The following is a 20,797-nucleotide window of genomic DNA, read 5'->3' on the forward strand; positions in this document are numbered from 1 at the left end:
CGGTACTGTCTCCAGACAAATCTAAAACCACGGAGACAAACCATGCACGCAATGCGCACAGCCCTTGCCGGGGCGCTGCTGGCCGTTTGCGCGGCGCCGGCCCTGGCCGGCACCGTCACGGTGATCACGTCGTTCCCCAAGGACCTGACCCAGGCCTACAAGACCGCTTTCGAGAAAGCCAATCCCGGCATCACGCTGGAAATCCTGAACAAGAACACGGTGTCGGGGATCGCCTTCGTGCGGGAGACGCCAGCGGGTCAGCGCCCCGAGGTCTTCTGGGCCAGCGCGCCCGATGCGTTCGAGGTGTTGGGACGCGACAAGCTGCTGGCCAAGTCGGCCGACATCGCGAATAAGGACGTGCCGGACAAGATCGGCAGCTATCCCATCAATGATCCGGGCGGCATGTATCTGGGTCAGGCGCTGGCGGGCTACGGCATTATCTACAACACCCGGTACATCGCGGCGCACAAGATCCCGGCGCCCGTTGAGTGGAAGGATCTGCTGTCGCCCAAGTGGTTCGGCCACGTGGGCATCACGTCGCCCTCGCGTTCGGGCACGATGCACCTGACCGTGGAAACCATCCTGCAAGGCGAAGGCTGGGATGACGGCTGGAACACGCTCTTGCGCATGTCGGGCAACAGCAGCGCCGTCACCGAGCGCTCGTTCGGCGTGCCCGACGGCGTGAACAACGGCCAGTTCGGCGCCGGACCGGTCATCGACTTCTTCGGGCTGTCGAGCAAGTACTCCAGATTCCCCGTTGAGTTCGTCTATCCGTCCGAGACCGCCATCGTCCCGGCGAACATCGCGCTGATCGAGGGCGCCAAGAACACCGAGGAAGGCAAGAAATTCATCGCCTTCACGCTGAGCCAGGCGGGCCAGGAGCTGCTGCTGGAGCCGAAGATCTCGCGGTTGCCGGTGCTGCCCTACTCCGCGCTGGCCGGCAAGATTCCGCCCGGCTATCCCGACCCGGCGGAAATCGCCAAGCGCAGCAAGGTTCATTTCGACGCGGACCTGTCGCAGTCGCGCTACTACGTCGTGCAATCGCTGTACGACCAGACCGTCACGTTCCGGCTGAAGGAACTGCAAGCGGCCACCAAGGCGATCTATGACGCCGAGGCCAAACTGGGCGACAAGGCCAAGAGCGGCAAGGCAGCCGAATTGCTGGGCGAGGCACGCAAGCTGGCCTGGGCGCCGCTGATCGACAGCAAGAAGGCGGCCGACCCGGCGTTCCTGGCGATCTTCGCCGGCAACAAGAAGGACGCGGCCGTCAACCAGCAGATCACGCAGCTTGAAGGCGAGTGGAATGGCCGCGCGCGCGCCAACTACGAAGAAGCCGTCAAGCTGGCACGGCAGGCCGCCGCGCTCTGATCGTCTGAATGCGTTGAACACGGCTGGCGGGCTTGCCCCGCCCGCCGTGGATCGCGCCTGTCTTCTGGCAACGATTTTCGGGACTCTCGATGAATCATTCGAGCCATTCGCGCCTGCCCGCCGGCCCCGTCCTTGCGGCGCTGCTGGTGTTCGGCTTTCTGCTGCTTTTCCTGGCCGTGCCTGTGGGCACGGTCTTTCACAGCGCCTTCGTCAATGCCGACGGCAGCTTCACCACCGGCCACTTCGGCGCCTTCTTCAACCAGCCGTTGATGCGCGAAGCGTTCTTCAACAGCCTGTACGTGGCGGGCTGGTCGGCGCTGATCGCTTCCCTGATCGCGGTGCCGCTTGCGTACTTCACGGTGCGCTTCGATTTTCGTGGCGCACTGCTGATCCAGACGCTGGGCGTGCTGCCGCTCATCATGCCGCCCTTCGTGGGCGCGGTGGCGATGCAGCTGATCTTTGGCCGCTCGGGCAGCGTGAACCTGCTGCTCAATGACTGGTTCGGCTTCACGATTCCGTTCATGGAAGGGCTGAATGGCGTCATCTTCGTTGAAGCGATCCATTACTTCCCATTCATCCTGATGAACCTCGTGGTGGCGCTGCGCAACATCGACGGGGCCATGGAAGAAGCGGCCTTCAACCTGGGTTCGCGCGGGTTCCGGCTGTTCCGCCGCGTCATCTTTCCGCTCGCCCTGCCCGGCTATGTGGCGGGCGCGTCGCTGGTGTTCGTGAAGGTGTTCGACGACCTGGGCACGCCCCTGGTGCTGGGCACGACCAACATGCTGGCGCCGCAAGCGTACCTGCGCATCACGCAGGTGGGACTGGAGGATCCGCTGGGCTATGTGATCAGCGTGATCATGGTGGGATTTTCGATCCTGGCGCTGTGGCTGTCGGCGCGCGTGCTCAAGGGACGCGACTACTCCACGCTGCAAAAGGGCGGCAATTCCATCCAGAAGCGCAAGCTGGGTCCGATGGAAAGCGTGCTGGCGTATGGCTGGATCATCCTGGTGCTGCTGCTGGTGCTGTCGCCGCACATCGGCGTGCTGCTGCTGTCGCTGGCCAGCGTCTGGAGCTATGCGCCGCTGCCGGACGGGTACACGCTGGCCCATTACTCAGCCGTGTTCTCGGAATCGCAGGGCATGATCGCCAACACGCTGCTGTATTGCGGCCTTGCCGCGGGCATCGACGTGATCCTGGGCACCGCGATCGCCTACCTGATGCTGCGCACCCGGCTGCCGGCGCGCCAATGGCTGGATTTTCTGGCTTCGGCGGCATTGGCGATTCCGGGCATCGTGCTGGCCATCGGCTTTCTGCGCACCTTCCGCGGCATCGAGCTGCCTGGCACGGGCACGATGCTGACGTCGTCGTGGATCATCATCATGCTCGCGTATTCCGTGCGGCGTCTGCCGTATGCGCTGCGTTCGTGCGTAGCGGCGTTGCAGCAGATCCACGTGTCGCTAGAAGAGGCGGCCCAGTCGCTGGGCGCCACGCGCATGAGCACGATCCGCCGCGTGGTGGTGCCGCTGATGGCGGGCGGCATGCTGGCCGGGTTCGTGACCAGCTTTGTGACGGCCGCCGTGGAACTGTCGGCCACCATCATGCTGGTGACCAAGGACAGCCAGGCGCCCATGAGCTACGGCATCTACCTGTACATGCAGAGCGCGGCGGGCCGCGGACCGGGCGCCGCGCTTGGCGTCCTGGCGGTGGTCGCCGTGGGTATCGGCACTTACGTATCGCACCTGCTGGTGGACCGCGCATCGAAGCGCCAGCAACCGGCGCGCAATGAAGGGGAATCCGCATGAAGAAAGTCAGCGTCGAATGCCGCAACATCCAGCTCTCGTACGGCAAGACCGAAGTGCTGAAGGACGTCAGCATCAGCATCGAGCCGGGCGAGTTCTTCGCGCTGCTCGGGCCGTCGGGGTCGGGCAAGTCCACCCTGCTGCGATTGATCGCGGGATTCAACCGCCACAGCGCAGGCCAGTTGCTGGTGGACGGCAAGGACATCAGCGGGACCCCGCCCTGGCATCGGAACATCGGCATGGTGTTCCAGAACTATGCGCTGTGGCCGCACATGACGGTGTGGGACAACGTGGCGTTCGGCCTGGTCGAGCGCAAGCTGCCGCGCGCCGAGATCCGCACCAAGGTGGAAGCCGCGCTCGATCTGGTGGGGCTGTCGCAATATGCCAAGCGGCGTCCCAACCAGCTTTCGGGCGGACAGCAGCAGCGCGTGGCGCTGGCGCGCACCATCGTGATCGAACCGCAGGTGCTGCTGCTGGACGAGCCGCTGTCCAACCTGGACAAGAAGCTGCGCGTGCAGATGCGCCAAGACCTTCTGAGCCTGCAGCGCCGCCTGGGCATCACGACGATCTTCGTCACGCACGACCAGGAAGAAGCGATGACCACCGCCGACCGGATGGCGGTGCTGGATCACGGCGTGGTGCAGCAGATCGGCGCGCCGAGCACGCTGTTCGACTACCCCGTGAACCGCTTCGTGGCGAACTTCGTGGGCACGATGAACGTGCTGGAAGGCAATGTGCGCGAGCGCACCAGCAGCAGCGTGACGCTGGCGGTGGACGGCGTGGGCGACCTGCACCTGCCGCTGACCGGCGAGGCCCCCGCAGCCACTCGGCTGGCAGCGAGCTTTCGGCCCCACACGGTGCAGATCGAGATGGCGGATGGCCTGGGCGATGCGCGTTATGTCTGGCTGCCGGGCATCGTGGAAAGCAGCGAGTTTCTGGGCGAATTCACGCGCTATCAGGTGCAGGTTGGAGAGCAGCGGCTGACGGCCGACCAGGCGCATCTGGCCGGCCTGTCGCCGTTTCCGGCGGGCGCGCCGGTGTCGGTGGGACTGGAGCCGACACAGGTGCGGCTGCTGGCCGCCTGACCTACACTCGCCGCCATGGAAATCTACCAGATCCGCGCCTTCGTCACGGTTGCCCGATTGGGCAACCTGACGAAGGCGGCCGAGGCGCTGTCGTTGACGCAGCCCGCCGTGACCGCGCAGATCAAGGCGCTGGAGCAGAGCCTGGGCGTCGCACTGTTCGACCGCAGCGGCGGCCGGCTAGCCTTGGCCAAGGCGGGTGAAGTGCTGCTGCCGACGGCGGAATCGCTGCTGGTGCTGGGCGCGCAATTCAAGTCCGAAGCCCAGCAGTTGCAGGGCAATCTGCATGGCGTTGTCGAACTGGGTGTTCCCAGCGAAAAGCCCGATTTCCTGCGCTTGGGGGAGCTGGCCTCGGCAGTCACGCAGCGCCTGCCGCTGGTCGAACTGAAGACCCAGACCCAGCCCGCCGCGGCACTGGCCGAACAGGTCAGCACCGGCCGCCTGCCCGCCGCGCTGACCATCGCGGCCAACGCGCCGCGCGGCGTGTTGTGGCAGCCGCTGCGCAGCGTGCGTTATCGGATTGCGATGCCCGCCGAGCACGCTGCGGTGCTCAAACGCGGCGGCTGGCGCGAGGTGGCGCAACTGCCGTGGCTGGACGGTCCGTCCGGCAGCCACACGCATCTGTTGCTGCGCGATATGTTCGAGCGCCACGGGCTATCGCCCCGCATCGTCATGCAGAACGACGATCAGGCCAACATGGACGCGCTGGTGCGGGCCGGCGCGGGCTGCGCGCTGCTGCGCGAGGAAACCGCGCTGGCGGGTGCCGCGTCCAGCGACTTCATCGTGTGGGGCCAGGCGCGCGTCGACGCGGTGCTGGGCTTCATGCTGCCTTACGAACGCGCTAGCGAGCCCGCGCTGGTCGCGTTAAGCTCGATCATTCAAGCCATCTGGAAGCCGCGCGCGCCCATCGCGCCGGTCCAGGCATAAGGCTCAATCCCCGCAACAAGACTGCAATGACTGAAATCTGGTTCATCCGCCACGGCGAAACCGACTGGAATCGCCAGCGGCGCCTGCAAGGCTGGCAAGACATCCCCCTGAACGAGTTCGGCGTCAACCAGGCCAGCCTGCTGGCCGCGCGCCTGCACGAAGAGGCCAAGCACACGCCGATCCACGCGATCTACAGCAGCGACCTGCAACGCGCGCACGCGACGGCCGTGCCTGTGTCGGAGCAGCTTGGCCTGCGTGTACGCGTGGAACCCGGCATCCGGGAGCGGGGCTTTGGGGTGCTGGAAGGCCTGGACCATGAGCGCATCGACCTGCTGGCGCCGGAAGCCGCGGCGGCGTGGAAGAGCCGCGATCCGCTGCGCCCGCTGGACGGCGGCGAATCGCTCGGGCAGTTTCAATCGCGCGTCATCAGCACCGTGGACGATATCGCCAGCCGCCATGAGGGCGAGCGCATCCTGATGTTCACCCATGGCGGCGTGCTGGACATCATCTGGCGCCATGCGTCGGGAGTGCCGCTGAATGCGCCGCGTGACGCGGCCCTGCTCAATGTCAGCATCAACCGCGTCGGCGTTGAAGGCCGGAAATGGGAAGTGCTGGATTGGGGTGACGTGACGCACATCGCCGCCGAAGTGGGCGACGACGTGGTGCCTTGAGGGAAATGTCTGCCCCCGTCCGGCGAATGCCGGACGGCTGGCCTCACACCGTCTTGCGCGGCTTGCGCGGGGCGTTGCGGGCCAGCCTGTCGTAGACGGCATTGGGCAGCAGCCGCATCAGCTTGGCCACCACGCCCATTTGCCACGGAATCACCGTGTAGCTCGTTCCCCGGCTGATTGCCGCGTGCGCGCGGGTGGCGAAGGCGTCGGCTTCCATCAGGAAGGGCATCGAGTACGGGTTATGCGCCGTCATGGCCGTCTTGATATAGCCGGGCGCGATCGTCACGACGCTGATGCCCTGCGCGGCCAGTTCCAGCCGCAGGCTTTCGCAATAGGTCACCACCGCCGATTTGGACGCGCTGTAAGCGCCGGCACCGGGCAGGCCGCGTATGCCCGCCACGCTGGCGATCCCGACCAGGCGCCCTGCCCCCGCCGCGCGCATCGGCGCGATGAAGGGTTCGAACGTGGACACTGTGGCCAGCAGGTTGGTGTCGACGATGGCCTTGAAGACGTCGAAATCCTCGCCGTGGTCGGTCAGCGTGCCGGCGCTGATGCCGGCGCTGGCGATGACCACATCCACCCTGCGCTCGCAGAACGCGATGAAGTCCTGCGCCGCGGCGTGCAGCGCCGTGCGGTCGCGCACGTCCACGGCATAGCAGCGATGCTCACCCGGCAGGCTGGCGGCCAGTTCGCGCAGCGCTTCCTCGCGGCGGCCCAGCAAGCCCAGCGTGGCGCCCTTGGCTGCATATTGCTGCGCCAGTGCGCGCCCCAGGCCGCTGCTGGCGCCGGTGATGAAGACTTTGTCCATGTCCTGACCTGCCTGTTGTCGCGTTGCAAAAAATTAGGGCACGCTTTCGCGTGCCCTAATTGTGATCTGCCGGCTTACTTCTGCAGGGAAGCGTGAAGCTCTTGCAGCGGGTAGACCTGCAGGCCGAGGCCCTGGCGCAGATACTGCATGCCTTCGACCGCGGCGCGGGCGCCTGCGATGGTCGTGAAGAAGGTCACGCGGGCGGCCAGCGCCTGGGTGCGGATGGTGCGCGAGTCGGCGATGGCGTTGCGGCGCTCTTCGACGGTGTTGATGACCAGCGAGATTTCGCCGTTCTTGACCATGTCGACGATGTGCGGGCGGCCTTCGTTGACCTTGTTGACCACCTGCACCGGGATGCCGGCCGCTTCGATCTCGGCGGCCGTGCCGCGCGTGGCGACCAGCTTGAAGCCCAGGGTGTGCAGGCCGCGAGCCACTTCAACGGCGCGGGCCTTGTCCTGGTTCTTGACGCTGATGAACACCGTGCCGGACTCCGGCAGGCGCACGCTGGCGGCAAGCTGCGACTTCACGAAGGCTTCGCCGAAGCTCATGCCCACGCCCATCACTTCGCCGGTCGACTTCATTTCCGGCCCGAGGATGGTGTCCACGCCCGGGAACTTCACGAATGGGAACACGGCTTCCTTGACCGAGAAGTAAGGCGGCACGACTTCCTTCGTGATGCCTTGCGCGGCCAGGGTCTGGCCGGCCATGGCGCGCGCGGCGATCTTGGCAAGCTGCAAACCGGTGGCCTTGGAGACGTAAGGCACCGTGCGCGAGGCGCGCGGGTTCACTTCCAGCACGTAGACGTCGCCGCCCTGGATGGCGAACTGCACGTTCATCAGGCCGCTGACGTTCAGGGCCTTGGCCATCATCGTGGTCTGGCGCTTGATCTCGGCGATGACTTCCGCCGACAGCGAGTACGGCGGCAGGCTGCACGCCGAGTCGCCCGAGTGCACGCCGGCCTGCTCGATGTGTTCCATGACGCCGCCGATGAAGACGGTTTCGCCGTCGGCCAGGCAGTCCACGTCGACTTCGGTGGCGTTGTTCAGGAAGCGGTCGAGCAGCACGGGCGAGTCATTGCTGACCTTCACGGCTTCGCGCATGTAGCGCTCGAGGTCCTGCTGCTCGTGCACGATTTCCATCGCGCGGCCGCCCAGCACGTAGCTGGGACGCACGACCAGCGGATAACCGATTTCGGTGGCGTGGGCCAGGGCCTCGCCTTCGGTGCGCGCGGTGCGGTTGGGCGGCTGACGCAGGCCGAGCTTGTTGAGCAGCTTCTGGAAGCGCTCGCGGTCTTCGGCGACGTCGATGGATTCGGGGCTGGTGCCGATGATGGGCACGCCGTTGGCTTCCAGGGCGCGCGCCAGCTTCAGCGGGGTCTGGCCGCCGTACTGGACGATCATGCCGACCGGGTTTTCCTTGTGGACGATTTCCAGCACGTCTTCGAGCGTCAGCGGCTCGAAGTACAGACGGTCGGAGGTGTCGTAGTCGGTGGACACGGTTTCCGGATTGCAGTTGACCATGATGGTCTCGTACCCGTCGTCGCGCAGCGCCAGCGCGGCATGCACGCAGCAGTAGTCGAATTCAATGCCCTGGCCGATCCGGTTCGGGCCGCCGCCCAGCACCACGATCTTCTTGCGATCGGTGGGGGCGGATTCGCACTCTTCCTCGTACGTGGAGTACATGTAGGCGGTGCGGGTGGCGAATTCGGCGGCGCAGGTGTCGACGCGCTTGTAGACCGGACGCACGTTGAGCTGGTGGCGCAGCTTGCGCACTTCGGATTCCGAGGAATCCAGCAGGAACGCGAGGCGGCGGTCGGAGAAACCGCGGCGCTTCAGTTCGAACAGCGTGGCGTAGTCCAGGTCGGCCAGCGTCTTTTGCTCGAGCGCCAGCTCGATGTCGACGATTTCCTTGATCTGCGAAAGGAACCACGGGTCGATGTGCGTGATGTTGTGCACTTCGTCCAGCGTGAAGCCTTGCGCGAAGGCGTCGCCCACGTACCAGATGCGTTCCGGACCGGGCTCGCCCAGTTCGACCTGCAGCTTTTCGCGGTCGGTGGTCTTCTGGTTCAGGCCGTCGACGCCCACTTCCAGGCCACGCAGCGCCTTCTGGAACGATTCCTGGAAGGTGCGGCCGATGGCCATGACTTCACCCACGGACTTCATCTGGGTGGTCAGGCGCGCGTCGGCGGTGGGGAATTTTTCAAATGCGAAACGCGGCACCTTGGTGACCACGTAGTCGATCGTGGGTTCGAACGAAGCCGGCGTGGCGCCGCCGGTGATCTCGTTGCGCAGCTCGTCAAGCGTGTAGCCGACGGCCAGGCGCGCGGCGACCTTGGCGATGGGGAAACCGGTGGCCTTGGAGGCCAGCGCCGACGAACGCGACACGCGCGGGTTCATCTCGATGACGATCATGCGGCCGTTCTTGGGATTGACGGCGAACTGCACGTTCGAGCCGCCCGTATCCACGCCGATCTCGCGCAATACCGCGATCGATGCGTTACGCATGATCTGGTATTCCTTGTCGGTCAGCGTCTGGGCCGGCGCGACGGTGATGGAGTCGCCCGTGTGGACGCCCATCGGATCCAGGTTTTCGATGGAGCAGACGATGATGCAGTTGTCCGCCTTGTCGCGGACCACTTCCATCTCGAATTCCTTCCAGCCGAGCAGCGACTCTTCGATCAGGAGCTCGCTGGTGGGCGAGGCTTCCAGGCCGCGGCGGCAGATGGTTTCGAATTCTTCGGCGTTGTAGGCAATGCCGCCGCCCGAACCGCCCATCGTGAAGCTGGGGCGGATGACCGCGGGGAAACCGGAGGTGCCGACTTCGGCCGCGATGCGGCGCTGCACTTCCCAGGCTTCGTCCATGCTGTGGGCGACGCCCGATTTGGCCGATTCCAGGCCGATGTCGGTCATGGCCTGTTTGAACTTCTGGCGGTCTTCGGCCTTTTCGATGGCGTGCTCGTTGGCGCCGATGAGTTCCACGTTGTGCTTCTTGAGCACGCCATGGTGGGCCAGGTCCAGCGCGCAATTCAGCGCGGTCTGGCCGCCCATCGTGGGCAGGAGCGCATCGGGCTTTTCACGCTCGATGATTTTTTCGACGGCTTGCCAGGTGATGGGCTCGATGTAGGTGACGTCGGCCGTTTCCGGGTCCGTCATGATCGTGGCCGGGTTGCTGTTCACCAGGATGGTGCGGTAGCCCTCGGCCTTGAGCGCCTTGCAAGCTTGCGCGCCGGAGTAGTCGAATTCGCAGGCCTGCCCGATGATGATGGGGCCGGCGCCGATGATGAGAATGCTTTTTAGGTCTGTACGCTTGGGCATGATGCAGTCTTTACTTTTGGCCGGACATCAGGCTGATGAACTTGTCGAACAGCTCGAGGATGTCGTGCGGACCCGGGCTGGCTTCGGGGTGACCCTGGAAGCAGAAGGCCGGGCGGTCGGTGAGTTCGAAGCCTTGCAGCGTGCCGTCGAACAGCGAGACGTGCGTCACGCGCGCGTTGGCGGGCAGGCTGGCAGCGTCGACACCGAAACCGTGGTTCTGGCTGGTGATGAACACGCGCTTGGACGCGAGGTCCTGCACCGGATGGTTGGCGCCGTGATGGCCGGTCTTCATCTTGACGGTCTTGCCGCCCACCGCCAGGCCCATGATCTGGTGGCCCAGGCAAATGCCGAACACCGGCAGCTTCTTGTCCAGGAAGGCGCGGGTGGCGTCGATGGCGTAGTCGCAGGGCTCGGGGTCGCCGGGGCCGTTGGACAGGAACACGCCGTCGGGATTGAGCTTGAAGACGTCTTCGGCGGTGGTCTGGGCCGGCACCAGCGTGATGCGGCAGCCACGGTCGGCCAGGAGACGCAGGATGTTGCTCTTCACGCCGTAGTCGTAGGCGACCACGTGGAACTTGGACTGGTCGGGCGACGTGAACCCGCCTTCGAGCTGCCAGGTGCCTTCGGTCCAGCCGGTGCTTTCCTTGATGGACACGACCTTGGCCAGATCCTGGCCGGCCATGCCGGGAAAGCCGCGGGCGAGTTCAACGGCGCGCTCGGCGTCGGAACCCACGAAGATGCACGCGCCCTGGGCGCCCTTTTCGCGCAGAATGCGCGTGAGCTTGCGGGTGTCGATGCCGGAAATGGCAACGATGCCCTGCTCGGTCAGGTAGTCGGGCAAGGATTGCGTGGAACGGAAGTTCGACACGCGGGCGGGGCAGTCGCGTACCACCAGGCCGGCGGCATAGACGCGATTGGATTCCACGTCTTCGGCGTTGACGCCGGTGTTGCCGATGTGCGGATAGGTCAGCGTGACGATCTGACCGCTATAGCTGGGATCGGTGAGAATTTCCTGGTACCCGGTCATCGCGGTGTTGAACACCACTTCGGCAACGGTATGGCCAGGCGCACCGATCGACACGCCTCGAAAAATGGTACCGTCCGCCAGAGCCAGAATTGCAGGAGGGAAGCGGTTGATCCCCTCGGGAAAGAGTTGCGGCAGCACAGTAAACCCCGGTTTTAGAATCGATAATCAAACCTTCGGATTATACCTCGAGCGGCCGTTTTTCCCGGAGAACCGCGCCAAATAAGGCCGAAACCGGGTTTTTCGGCCGTTTTGCCGCGCCGTTGCGCGGCCTGCAATCAGCGCCCCTCGCCCTTGCGGCGGACTGCGGCCTGGCAGCGTCGGTGATACGCTAGCAGCACCTTCAACCCTAGCCAGCTGCGAGTCGTATAAGTCCATGCCCAGCCAACTTGACGCCCTGCGTGACCACACCACCGTTGTTGCCGACACCGGCGATTTCGAAGCCATGAAGGCGTTGCGTCCCACGGACGCGACCACCAACCCGTCCCTGATTCTGAAGGCTGTCCAGCAGGACGCCTACCGCCCGCTGCTGGAAAAGACCGCGCGCGAACACCGCGGCGCCTCGACCGCCGAACTCATGGATCGCCTGCTGGTCGCCTTCGGCCGCGCGATTCTGGACATCGTGCCGGGCCGCGTGTCGACCGAAGTGGACGCCCGCCTGTCCTTTGACACCCGCGCCACCATCGAACGCGCCCGCGGCCTGATCGCCCTGTACGAAGCCGCCGGCATCCCGCGCGAACGCGTGCTGATCAAGATTGCGTCCACCTGGGAAGGCATCCAGGCCGCCCGCGTGTTGCAGTCCGAGGGTGTCCGCTGCAACCTGACCCTGCTTTTCTCGCTGCCCCAGGCGGTCGCCTGCGCCGATGCGCATGTTCAGCTCATTTCACCTTTCGTCGGCCGCATCTACGACTGGCACAAGAAAACGGCCGGCGCGAACTGGGTCGAAGACGACAACACGAGCGCGCGTGACCCGGGCGTTCAGTCCGTCACCAATATCTACCGCTACTACAAGCACTTTGAAATCCCGACCGAGATCATGGGCGCGAGCTTCCGCAACGTGGGTCAGATCCTTGCGTTGTCCGGCTGCGACCTGCTGACGATCAGTCCGGACCTGCTGAACAAGCTGGCCGCCACCGAAGGCGACGCGCCCGCCCAGCTTCGCGCTGACGATGCGCGCGGCGACATTGCGCGCATCGGCGCTGACGAAGTGACGTTCCGTACGCTGCTCAATGACGATGCGATGGCCAGCGAAAAACTGTCCGAGGGGATCCGCCTGTTCGTGGCCGACGCCATCAAGCTGGACGCCCTGATCGACGCGCAGCGAGGCTGAGTCAGTGCGGCGCGCGGTTGCTGTCCGCGCGCCCTTGCCTAGCGGTGATCGTGAGAGTGCACCTGCAGCGCTTCCAGGAACCGCGATACCATGTTGTACGCGGCGACTGTCGCCGTCAGCTCGACCACCAGCTTTTCCGACCCCATGGCCGCCCGGACGGCGTCGAACACCGCCTCGGGAACCTGCACGTGACGCGTCATGGCGTCCGTGTAGGCCAGCACCGCCCGTTCGCGTTCGCTGACCAGATCCGAGGTTTCCCACGCATCCAGCGCGTCCAGCTGCGCCTGGGATACGCCTTCCTTCAACGCGATCGGCGCATGCTGGTCGGCCTCGTAGGGCGCACCGTTGATGGCCGCCACCCGCATGATGACGAGCTCGCGCAGATCGCCCGGCAACGTGCTGAGCTGCCGGATCGACGTCAGGTAATTCAGCCAGCCGCCGGCCACCGCGGGACTATGCAGCAGCATCTGATACAGATGCAACACACTGCCCCGCTGCGCGACAATGCTTTCCACCAGGGGCCGTGCTTCGGGATGAGTCAGATCAGCGTAGGGCAAACGGGCCATGCGAACTCCGGAAGGTAGGGGGCAGCAAATGCACACATTCTCACAATATCTTTGACATAATGGCAACACACTTGCGCGTCCACGGTATCTCACTCGCATGAATGCGCCCACCGAATCCTACCCCCAACTCACTCTCGCCAATTGCGACAGCGAACCGATACACATACCGGGCGCCATCCAGCCGCTGGGGGCCCTGCTCGCGTTCGATCCCGACGGCACGCTGCGTTACGCCAGCGAGAATGCCGCCCAGTTGCTCGACACCTGCCTGACGCTGGACCAGCCTTGCGCGCCTGAGGCATTGCCGCCGGGCCTTGCGTACTGCCTGTCCACTTGGCTCGGCAACCCCGACCCCATTTTCGATCCGCTGACCATCACGCTGGATCGCGCCACCTATGACGTGATCGGCCATCGCAATGTCGATGGACTGACGATTGTCGAACTCGAGCGCCGGGCCGACGGCGTCGGCATTGCCGCGCCCGAGCGTATCTACCGCAGCATCGAGCGCGTGCGCCGGCAGCGTGACATTCCCGCGCTCCTGGACAGCATGGTGCGCGAAGTGCAGCGCGCCACGGGCTTTGACCGGGTGATGGCGTATCGCTTCCATCCCGACGACAGCGGCGAGATCGTGGCTGAACAGCGACGCGCCGACCTGGACGACTGGGTGGGCCGCCGCTATCCCGCCGGCGACATTCCGGCGCAGGCGCGCCGGCTCTATACGGTAAACACCCTGCGCCTGATCGCCGATGCGACCTACCACCCGGTGCGCGTGCTGAGCGCCCCTTCGCCGGATCCCCAACCGCTGGACTTGAGCTTCTCGGTCTTGCGCAGCGTGTCGCCCGTCCACCTGGAATACATGGCAAACATGGGGGTACGGGCGTCAATGAGCCTGTCGCTGGTGATCGGCGGCCGCCTGTGGGGCATGATCGCCTGCCACCATCACACGCCGCGGGCCGTGCCCTACCCCGCCCGCCTGGCGTGCGAGGCGATGGCGCAGGTCGTTGCGGCCACGGTATCCGGCATCGAAGCCAATGAGCGGGCCGAGCAATCCCGCCAGAACGCCGCGCTGGTCAGCAAGCTTGTCGAGCGCGTGTCGGCCTCTGAAAACGTGCATCAGGCGCTGTCGCAGGGCGGTGAGACGCCGGCGTCGCTGGTCCCGAACGATGCCGCGCTGTGCCTCTGGAGCAACAGCGTCACGGTGTTTGGCGGCATTGCGCCGCGCGGCGAACTGGCGGGCATCCTGAACGCGCTGGACCAGAGCGGACAGCGCGTGGTGCACACCACCAACATCGCGCGCGACTACCCCGAATTGCAGACCGAAATCGTCCCGTACGCGGGCCTGCTCGCGTGCAAGTTCGACCCCATGAACAATGGCTGGCTGATCTGGCTGCGCAAGGAGCAGATCGAGACCCTCGTGTGGGGCGGCAAGCCGGAAAAGCAGTACGCGGTCGGCAGCCTCGGCCCGCGGCTGACGCCGCGCGGCTCGTTCGAAGCCTGGCGCGAGGTCGTACGCGGGGTTTGTCTTCCCTGGCTGCCTGCGGAGCTTGAGGCCGTGGACAATCTGCGCGACGAGCTCTCGCACATTTCGACCAGCCGTGCCGCCGACGTGGACCGCGCCCGCACCGCGCTGCTGGCCATGCTGGGCCACGACCTGCGCGACCCGCTGCAATCCATTTCCATGGCCGCGACCCTGCTGTCCCGCACCGATACCGGCGCGCGCATGGGCGAGCGCATCCGCTATTCCAGCGGCCGGATGCAGCGCCTGATATCGCAGGTGCTGGACCTGTCGCGCCTGCAAGGCGGCCTGGGGCTGGGCATTGAAAAGCGGCTGTGCGACCTGTCGGCATTGGTGAACGGCCTGATCGAGGAAAAGCGCCAGGCCTATCCCGGCTTGCGCATCGAACCCGACGTGCCGGACGGCCTGACGCTCATGGCCGATACCGACCGTATCGCGCAGGTGGTGACCAATCTGATGGGCAACGCGCGCCAGCACGGCGCGCCCCGCCAGCCCATCATGGTGACCGCCGCAAAAACCGATGACGGCATTACGCTCAGCGTCATCAACCATGGCGGCCCGATCGCCGAAGACGTGCTCGCGCACCTGTTCTCGCCCTTCAAGCCGGAATCGGTGGGCCAGTCGCGCAACCGCTCCGGCCTGGGCCTGGGCCTGTACATTGCCGAGCAGGTCGTGCGCGACCACGGCGGCGACATTGCCGTCCAATGCCGCGACGGGCTCGTCATCTTCACGGTCACGCTGCCCCACGCCATGCCTGAAGCAACCCCCTCTTGAACCTGGGAGACATAACTTGAACGAAGTGCGCGCCATGCGGGTCCTGCTGGTGGACGACAACGAAATGGGATCGGAACTGCTGGCCGAGTTCCTGGCGCTTTCAAACCTGGAGACGCGGTGCGCCGCCACCGGGGCCGAAGCCCTGGAGCTGGTCAACACGTTCGCGCCGGATGCCGTGCTGCTGGACATCCTGCTGCCCGACATGGACGGCTACGAGCTGGCCAAGCGCCTGCGCGAACGCGCCAACCCGCCGCGCATCTATGCGCTGAGCGGCCTGGCGCGGCACGAACGACGCGATGCCATCAACGGCATCTTCACTGGATGGATCGAAAAGCCGGCGGACCCCGACGCGCTCCTGGCCATTCTGCACGAGGCCAACTGACGGTTCTTTCATGATGCAATCCGACACCCTTGGCCTGCTGGCCGCAAAGGGCGTGCAGCTCAAGGTACTCAGCCAGATCTTCCCCGTGCTGCGCCATGAAGTCCTGGGCCCGCTGTCCAGCGCCTCGCTCGCGGCCGCCATGCTGCGCCAGGCGCCTGAAGGCACCACCGGTGAAGCCGTCCAGCAGCGCTGCGAGCGGCTTGCCGGCGACCTTTCCGACATGCTCGACGAAAGCGTGGGCGTGGTGCGCGAGCTGGATGGTTGGCTGAGCGATGGCGGCGCCATGACGTCCAGCGGCGACCTGCTGCACGACTGCCGCAAGCTGATGTTCTCGCACCTGCTGCTGGCAAGCCACGGCATCCGCTGGCCCGAGCAGGTGGCGCACGCCGACGTGCCGTTGTTCAGCACACGATATCTGGTCCTGGCATGGCTGTTGTGCCTGTTGCCGCTGGTGCCCGCGGATGCGCAGCTCGAAGTGGACGCGTCCGAGCCCGGCGTGTGGCGTGCCCGCGTGCCCGAAGGCGCACCGGCCTCGGACAAGCCGCCCGCGTTTGACCCGCAGGAAATCGAGTTGCTGGCGTCCGCTTCGGGCTGGCGGCTGGAGCGTCAGGATCGCTGCTGGTCGCTGCATCTGCCGGCGTAACCCGCCGCCGTATTAGCACTGGTTCGATGTCGCCGGTTCAACCGTCCCACCAACCCTTCACGTCACGATCCCCATGATTTCTCCCGTCCACCAAGTGCTGCGCGATGGCACCCGCGAACGTCACGAAACGCTGGACCAGGGTCTGGCGCTGGCCGAAGACCATGTCGACCGCGGCCATTATCTGGCCTATCTGCGCGCGCTGCTGGGATGGCTGGAACCGTTGGAGCAACAGCTCTGGCAACTGGACTGGCCGGCGTCGCTGCGCGCCCCTGAGCGGGCCGGCAAGACCGCCTGGCTGCATGAAGACCTGAAGGCGGCGGGCGACGCCGCGCCCGTCGTGCATTGCGCACAGCCGCCGCAGGTGGTGGCGCCCGACGCCTACGCACTGGGCGTCGCGTACGTTGTCGAAGGGTCGCAGTTGGGCGGCCGGTTCCTGGCCAAGCGCCTGCAGGCGGTGGCGCCCGACTTGCCCCAGCGCTACTTGCGCGGGTATGGCGAGCAGGTGGGACCGCTGTGGAAGGAATTTCTGCTGTACCTGGACAGCGAGGCCGGCGCGGCGGGCCGCGAGGAACAGGCGCTTCAAGGCGCCCGCGACGCCTTCGACAGCCTGACCGCCTGGCTGCGCAGCCAGGGCGCGCTGCGGGCCTGAGCCCGGCAGCGCGACCCAAGGCGGATTACAGCTTTTCGGTTTCGCCCGACTTGGGCTGCCACTTCATCAAGCGCTTCTCGCCAACTCCGACGATGATGTCCAGGATCAGCGCAAAGGCGGTCAGCACGATGATGCCGGCAAACACGGTGTTCACGTCGAACGTGCCTTCGGCCTGCAGGATCAAGTAGCCCACGCCGCTTGCCGACCCCAGGTATTCGCCGACGACCGCGCCCACGAACGCCAGACCCACCGAGGTGTGCAGGCTGGAGAACACCCAGCTCGTAGCCGACGGCAAGTACACGTGACGCAGCAGCTGGCGCTTGCGTGCGCCCAGCATGCGGGCGTTGTCCAGCAAGGTGGGGCTGACTTCGCGCACGCCTTGATAGACATTGAAGAACACGATGAAGAACACCAGCGTCACGGCCAGCGCCACCTTGGACCAGATGCCCAGGCCGAACCACATGCCGAAGATGGGCGCCAGGATGACGCGCGGCATCGAGTTGGCTGCCTTGATGTAGGGATCCAGGATTGCGCTGGCGCGCGGCGACAGCCCGAGCCACAAGCCGAAGGCCAGGCCCGCGATCGTGCCGATGAAGAACGCCAGCACGGTCTCGGTCAGCGTCACGGCCAAGTGGTTGTAGATGTCGGCGTTGGTGACGAACCACGCCCAGATGCGCCCCCACACCTTCAACGGTTCGCCGAAGAAGAAGGCGACCTTTGGATCGCGCGACGCAAAATGCCAGACGGCCAGGATGATGACGAGCAGCAGCAATTGCCAGACGCGCAGGCTGCCGGAACCGGATTTGTTCAGTTTGGGCATGGCTCAGGCTCGCTTCTGTTGGGCATAGCCCTTGAGCACTTCCTCGCGCAGCACGCCCCAGATGGCGGCATGCAGCTCGACGAAACGCGGGTCAATGCGCACTTCGGCCACGTCACGCGGACGCGGCAGATCGATGGCGAATTCTCCGATGGGATGGGTGCCCGGACCGGCGGACAGCACGATCACGCGGTCGCTCATGGCGATGGCTTCGTCCAGGTCATGGGTGATGAACAGCACCGCCTTGCGCTTGGCCATCCACAGGTCCAGGACCTCGTTCTCCATGAGCTGGCGCGTCTGGATGTCCAACGCCGAGAACGGTTCGTCCATGAGGATGATGTCGGGGTCGCGGATCAGCGTCTGCGCCAGCATGGCGCGTTTGCGCATGCCGCCCGACATCTGATGCGGATAGCGGCCCTCGAATCCGCCCAGGCCAACGCGGCGCATCCATTCACGTCCGCGGTCCGACGCCTCGGCGCGGGGCACGTTGGCGAACTCCAGGCCGGCGATGACGTTGTCCAGCGCGCTGCGCCAGGGGAGAAGCGCCTCGCCCTGGAACATGTAGCCCGCACGTTCGTTGATGCCAACCAGCGGCTGGCCAAAGACCTTCACCTGCCCCGACGACGGCGCCAACAGGCCGGCGCTGACGTTGAGCAACGTGGACTTGCCGCAACCGGTCGGGCCCACCACGGACACGAACTCGCCCGGCGCGATGGCCAGGGTCGTGTCGCTGACCGCGGTGTAGCGCTGCGACCGGTCGTCACGCGAGACAAAGGTGCAACTTATGTTTTCCAGCGACAGCGCGGCTTCAGCCATTGGCATACTTCTCGTTGGCGCGGCGCGCGAAATCGTTGGTCCACACCTTCGACGGATCGACCTTCGAGCCGTTGAAGTCAGCCTGGTAGGCGGCCAGCGCCTTGAGCGCGGTGGCCGCGCCGTCTTCGGGGATCATGCCGTCCGGCGACAGGCCTTCCATGCTCTTGCCGAGCGCGGCCTTGTAGATGGCCGGATCGCCCAGCAGGTAGGTTTCGGGCACGACCTTGGCGATTTCCTCGGGGCCGGCCTTCTGAATCCACTTGTCGGCGCGCACGATGGCGTTGGTCAGCGCCTGGACGGTGTTGGGATTGGCGTCGATGAACGTCTGCGGCGCATACAGGCAGCCGGCGGGCATGTTGCCGCCGAAGATTTCCTGCGTGTCCTTGAGCGTGCGCGTGTCGACGATGATCTGGATGTCGCCGGGCATCTCCAGCATCGAGACCACCGGGTCCGTGTTGGAGATGGCGTCGATCTGGCCGCTGCGCACGGCAGTCACCGCGCCCGCGCCAGCGCCCACGCCGATGAAGGACACGTCGGAGGCCTTCAGGCCGTGCTTGGCAAGGAAAAAGCTGACCACCATGTTGGTGGACGAGCCCGGCGCGGTCACGCCGATCTTCTTGCCTTTCAGGTCAGCCGCACCCTTGTAGCCCGGGATGTTTTTCTTGGAGACGCCCACGCCGATCATCGGCGCGCGGCCTTGCAGCACGAAGGCGCGATAGGCCTGACCCTTGGAGTGCATGGACAGCGTGTGCTCGAAGGCGCCCGAGACCACGTCGGCGCTGCCGCCCACCACGGCCTGCAGGGCCTTGGAGCCACCGGCAAAGTCCGCGATGCTGACGTCCAGCCCTTCGTCCTTGAAGTAACCGCGCACCTCGGCGATCGTCAGCGGGAGGTAATAGATCAGCGGCTTGCCGCCGACTGCGATCTGGACCTTGGTCTTTTCAAGCTTCTGCGCGCGCACGATGGCAGGGGCCATGCTCATGACGCCGGCAGCGCCGGCGATCTTGAGCAGTTCACGGCGGGTGACTGTCATTGCTTTGTCTCCTGGTTGTCGGATATTCCGATAGCGCCGGTCTTCGCCAGCTTGTCGATAGCCGCTGAATCATACCCCAGCGATTTCAGGACTTCCTCGGTATGTTCCCCTAATTTCGGGCCCACCCAGCGCGTCTGGCCAGGTGTTTCGGATAGCTTGGGAACCACGCCCGGCAGCTTGACGGGACTGCCGTCTGCCAGGCGATGCTGTTCGATCATGCGGCGCGCAAGGAACTGCGGATCGCTGAACATGTCGGCCACGCTGTAGATCTTGCCGACCGGCACGTCGGCGCGCTTCAGGGCTTCGAGCGCCGCTTCGATGCCGCGTCCGTCACACCATTGCTGGATGGCGCCGTCGATCTCTTGAACGCGCCGCGCGCGGCCATCGTTGCGCACCAGATCCGGATCCTCGGCCAAGTCGTCGCGGCCGATGGCCCGCATCAGGCGATGAAAAATCGCGTCGCCGTTGCCGGCGATGACGATGTTCTGGCCGTCGCGCGTGGTGTAGGTATTCGAGGGCACGATGCCCGGCAGCGCGCCGCCGGTGCGCTCGCGCACCACGCCGGCCACGTCGTACTCGGGGACCAGGCTCTCCATCATGTTGAAGACGGCTTCGTACAGCGCCACGTCAACCATCTGGCCCTGCCCTGCCTGGCATTCGTCGCCCGTCTTGCCGTTCCAGCGGCCGCCGGTGGCGTCGCGATGGCGCAGCGCCATCATCGCGCCGATCACGCCGTGCAGCGCCGCAATGGAGTCACCGATGGAGATGCCGACCCGCAGCGGCGGGCGGTCGGGGTGGCCCGACACGTAACGCAGGCCGCCCATGGATTCACCGATGGCGCCAAAGCCGGGCTGATCTTTCATGGGACCCGTCTGGCCGTAGCCGGACAGGCGGACCATGATGAGCGCGGGATTGATGGCGCGCAGCTGCTCAAAGCCGAGCCCCCACTTTTCCAGGACGCCGGGGCGGTAGTTCTCGACCACCACATCGGCGTCCAGCGCCAGCTTGCGGGCGATCTCTTGCGCACGCGGGTCCTTCAAATTGAGCGCGATGGATTGCTTGTTGCGGGCCTGCACCGTCCACCACAGGGAATTGCCCTCGTGCAGATGGCGCCAACTGCGGATGGGATCGCCGCCGCCCGTGCCGTCCGGCCCGTGCGGGGTCTCCACCTTGATGACGTCGGCGCCAAATTCGCCGAAGATGCGCGCGGCGAATGGGCCGGCGATAAGCGTGCCGAGTTCCAGGACTTTCAGTCCGGTCAGCGCTGACATGGATTGTCTT

18 protein-coding genes are annotated in these 20,797 nt (G+C 65.6%); 10 read left to right on the forward strand and 8 right to left on the reverse strand.

The features are described from left to right. Window positions 1–42: 42 nt before the first annotated feature. The 5 genes from B2W22_RS25770 (at window position 43) to B2W22_RS25790 (ending at window position 5,847) form a co-directional block, all read left to right on the forward strand. Window positions 43–1,368, forward strand: a complete 1,326-nt coding sequence (locus B2W22_RS25770) for an ABC transporter substrate-binding protein (protein WP_175126044.1) — start codon at window positions 43–45, stop codon at window positions 1,366–1,368. An 89-nt stretch (window positions 1,369–1,457) separates the two neighbouring features. Next, on the forward strand, window positions 1,458–3,170 hold the full coding sequence (locus B2W22_RS25775; RefSeq protein WP_175126043.1) for an ABC transporter permease: 1,713 nt from the start codon (window positions 1,458–1,460) through the stop codon (window positions 3,168–3,170). Beyond that, window positions 3,167–4,252 (forward strand): ABC transporter ATP-binding protein, encoded by a 1,086-nt coding sequence (locus tag B2W22_RS25780; protein ID WP_105240132.1) that lies wholly within the window; start codon window positions 3,167–3,169, stop codon window positions 4,250–4,252. Before B2W22_RS25775 ends, B2W22_RS25780 begins: the two co-directional genes overlap by 4 nt. 15 nt (window positions 4,253–4,267) lie before the next feature. Further along, the gene (locus B2W22_RS25785) at window positions 4,268–5,176 is read left to right on the forward strand and encodes a LysR family transcriptional regulator (RefSeq protein ID WP_175126042.1); all 909 of its coding nucleotides are present in this window, start codon (window positions 4,268–4,270) and stop codon (window positions 5,174–5,176) included. A gap of 26 nt (window positions 5,177–5,202) precedes the next feature. Beyond that, window positions 5,203–5,847: a histidine phosphatase family protein gene (locus B2W22_RS25790; protein WP_286940087.1), complete on the forward strand. Its 645-nt coding sequence runs from the start codon at window positions 5,203–5,205 to the stop codon at window positions 5,845–5,847. A gap of 43 nt (window positions 5,848–5,890) precedes the next feature. On the opposite strand, the gene B2W22_RS25795 is transcribed toward B2W22_RS25790, so the two are convergent. The 3 genes from B2W22_RS25795 to carA all read right to left on the reverse strand — a co-directional run bounded on the left by B2W22_RS25795 (window position 5,891) and on the right by carA (window position 11,134). Continuing rightward, window positions 5,891–6,655 carry an SDR family oxidoreductase gene (locus B2W22_RS25795; RefSeq protein WP_175126040.1) on the reverse strand — a complete coding sequence of 255 codons (765 nt, stop codon included), beginning with the start codon at window positions 6,653–6,655 and terminating at the stop codon, window positions 5,891–5,893. A 74-nt stretch (window positions 6,656–6,729) separates the two neighbouring features. Further along, on the reverse strand, window positions 6,730–9,969 hold the full coding sequence (gene carB, locus B2W22_RS25800) for a carbamoyl-phosphate synthase large subunit (RefSeq protein ID WP_175126039.1): 3,240 nt from the start codon (window positions 9,967–9,969) through the stop codon (window positions 6,730–6,732). 10 nt (window positions 9,970–9,979) lie between these two features. Further along, window positions 9,980–11,134, reverse strand: coding sequence for a glutamine-hydrolyzing carbamoyl-phosphate synthase small subunit (carA, locus tag B2W22_RS25805; RefSeq protein ID WP_056570759.1), 1,155 nt, complete (start codon window positions 11,132–11,134; stop codon window positions 9,980–9,982). A gap of 235 nt (window positions 11,135–11,369) precedes the next feature. Between carA and tal the strand changes: the two genes are divergently transcribed. Further along, window positions 11,370–12,323, forward strand: a complete 954-nt coding sequence (gene tal / locus B2W22_RS25810; RefSeq protein ID WP_175126038.1) for a transaldolase — start codon at window positions 11,370–11,372, stop codon at window positions 12,321–12,323. A 38-nt stretch (window positions 12,324–12,361) separates the two neighbouring features. On the opposite strand, the gene B2W22_RS25815 is transcribed toward tal, so the two are convergent. Then, window positions 12,362–12,889 (reverse strand): carboxymuconolactone decarboxylase family protein, encoded by a 528-nt coding sequence (locus B2W22_RS25815; protein WP_286940089.1) that lies wholly within the window; start codon window positions 12,887–12,889, stop codon window positions 12,362–12,364. Between the two features lie 97 nt (window positions 12,890–12,986). On the opposite strand from B2W22_RS25815, the gene B2W22_RS25820 reads away from it, so the two are divergent. The 4 genes from B2W22_RS25820 (at window position 12,987) to B2W22_RS25835 (ending at window position 16,850) form a co-directional block, all read left to right on the forward strand. Continuing rightward, entirely contained in the window at window positions 12,987–15,176 is a 2,190-nt protein-coding gene (locus tag B2W22_RS25820; protein ID WP_286940091.1) for an ATP-binding protein, read from the forward strand. A gap of 25 nt (window positions 15,177–15,201) precedes the next feature. Further along, window positions 15,202–15,558 carry a response regulator gene (locus B2W22_RS25825; protein ID WP_224776719.1) on the forward strand — a complete coding sequence of 119 codons (357 nt, stop codon included), beginning with the start codon at window positions 15,202–15,204 and terminating at the stop codon, window positions 15,556–15,558. A gap of 10 nt (window positions 15,559–15,568) precedes the next feature. Continuing rightward, the gene (locus tag B2W22_RS25830; protein ID WP_218343182.1) at window positions 15,569–16,201 is read left to right on the forward strand and encodes a hypothetical protein; all 633 of its coding nucleotides are present in this window, start codon (window positions 15,569–15,571) and stop codon (window positions 16,199–16,201) included. A gap of 73 nt (window positions 16,202–16,274) precedes the next feature. Then, window positions 16,275–16,850, forward strand: a complete 576-nt coding sequence (locus B2W22_RS25835) for a biliverdin-producing heme oxygenase (protein ID WP_286940093.1) — start codon at window positions 16,275–16,277, stop codon at window positions 16,848–16,850. A 25-nt stretch (window positions 16,851–16,875) separates the two neighbouring features. On the opposite strand, the gene B2W22_RS25840 is transcribed toward B2W22_RS25835, so the two are convergent. The 4 genes from B2W22_RS25840 to B2W22_RS25855 are packed head-to-tail and all read right to left on the reverse strand — an operon-like array spanning window position 16,876 to window position 20,787. Beyond that, the gene (locus tag B2W22_RS25840; RefSeq protein WP_286940094.1) at window positions 16,876–17,670 is read right to left on the reverse strand and encodes an ABC transporter permease; all 795 of its coding nucleotides are present in this window, start codon (window positions 17,668–17,670) and stop codon (window positions 16,876–16,878) included. Between the two features lie 3 nt (window positions 17,671–17,673). Continuing rightward, window positions 17,674–18,483, reverse strand: a complete 810-nt coding sequence (locus B2W22_RS25845) for an ABC transporter ATP-binding protein (RefSeq protein ID WP_286940095.1) — start codon at window positions 18,481–18,483, stop codon at window positions 17,674–17,676. After that, window positions 18,476–19,516 carry an ABC transporter substrate-binding protein gene (locus B2W22_RS25850; protein WP_175186418.1) on the reverse strand — a complete coding sequence of 347 codons (1,041 nt, stop codon included), beginning with the start codon at window positions 19,514–19,516 and terminating at the stop codon, window positions 18,476–18,478. The genes B2W22_RS25845 and B2W22_RS25850 overlap by 8 nt, the downstream gene beginning before the upstream one ends. Continuing rightward, on the reverse strand, window positions 19,513–20,787 hold the full coding sequence (locus tag B2W22_RS25855) for a CaiB/BaiF CoA transferase family protein (protein WP_175126030.1): 1,275 nt from the start codon (window positions 20,785–20,787) through the stop codon (window positions 19,513–19,515). The genes B2W22_RS25850 and B2W22_RS25855 overlap by 4 nt, the downstream gene beginning before the upstream one ends. Window positions 20,788–20,797 lie beyond the last annotated feature (10 nt).

This window comes from Achromobacter sp. UBA4530 (assembly GCF_002388205.1).
Taxonomy (GTDB): domain Bacteria; phylum Pseudomonadota; class Gammaproteobacteria; order Burkholderiales; family Burkholderiaceae_B; genus Achromobacter; species Achromobacter animicus.

Coding starts and splice junctions, on each gene's coding strand:
- B2W22_RS25770 (WP_175126044.1), top strand. CDS start 43: ATGCACGCAATGCGCACAGCCCTTGCCGGGGCGCTGCTGGCCGTTTGC.
- B2W22_RS25775 (WP_175126043.1), top strand. CDS start 1,458: ATGAATCATTCGAGCCATTCGCGCCTGCCCGCCGGCCCCGTCCTTGCG.
- B2W22_RS25780 (WP_105240132.1), top strand. CDS start 3,167: ATGAAGAAAGTCAGCGTCGAATGCCGCAACATCCAGCTCTCGTACGGC.
- B2W22_RS25785 (WP_175126042.1), top strand. CDS start 4,268: ATGGAAATCTACCAGATCCGCGCCTTCGTCACGGTTGCCCGATTGGGC.
- B2W22_RS25790 (WP_286940087.1), top strand. CDS start 5,203: ATGACTGAAATCTGGTTCATCCGCCACGGCGAAACCGACTGGAATCGC.
- B2W22_RS25795 (WP_175126040.1), bottom strand. CDS start 6,655: ATGGACAAAGTCTTCATCACCGGCGCCAGCAGCGGCCTGGGGCGCGCA.
- carB (WP_175126039.1), bottom strand. CDS start 9,969: ATGCCCAAGCGTACAGACCTAAAAAGCATTCTCATCATCGGCGCCGGC.
- tal (WP_175126038.1), top strand. CDS start 11,370: ATGCCCAGCCAACTTGACGCCCTGCGTGACCACACCACCGTTGTTGCC.
- B2W22_RS25815 (WP_286940089.1), bottom strand. CDS start 12,889: ATGGCCCGTTTGCCCTACGCTGATCTGACTCATCCCGAAGCACGGCCC.
- B2W22_RS25820 (WP_286940091.1), top strand. CDS start 12,987: ATGAATGCGCCCACCGAATCCTACCCCCAACTCACTCTCGCCAATTGC.
- B2W22_RS25830 (WP_218343182.1), top strand. CDS start 15,569: ATGATGCAATCCGACACCCTTGGCCTGCTGGCCGCAAAGGGCGTGCAG.
- B2W22_RS25835 (WP_286940093.1), top strand. CDS start 16,275: ATGATTTCTCCCGTCCACCAAGTGCTGCGCGATGGCACCCGCGAACGT.
- B2W22_RS25840 (WP_286940094.1), bottom strand. CDS start 17,670: ATGCCCAAACTGAACAAATCCGGTTCCGGCAGCCTGCGCGTCTGGCAA.
- B2W22_RS25845 (WP_286940095.1), bottom strand. CDS start 18,483: ATGGCTGAAGCCGCGCTGTCGCTGGAAAACATAAGTTGCACCTTTGTC.
- B2W22_RS25850 (WP_175186418.1), bottom strand. CDS start 19,516: ATGACAGTCACCCGCCGTGAACTGCTCAAGATCGCCGGCGCTGCCGGC.
- B2W22_RS25855 (WP_175126030.1), bottom strand. CDS start 20,787: ATGTCAGCGCTGACCGGACTGAAAGTCCTGGAACTCGGCACGCTTATC.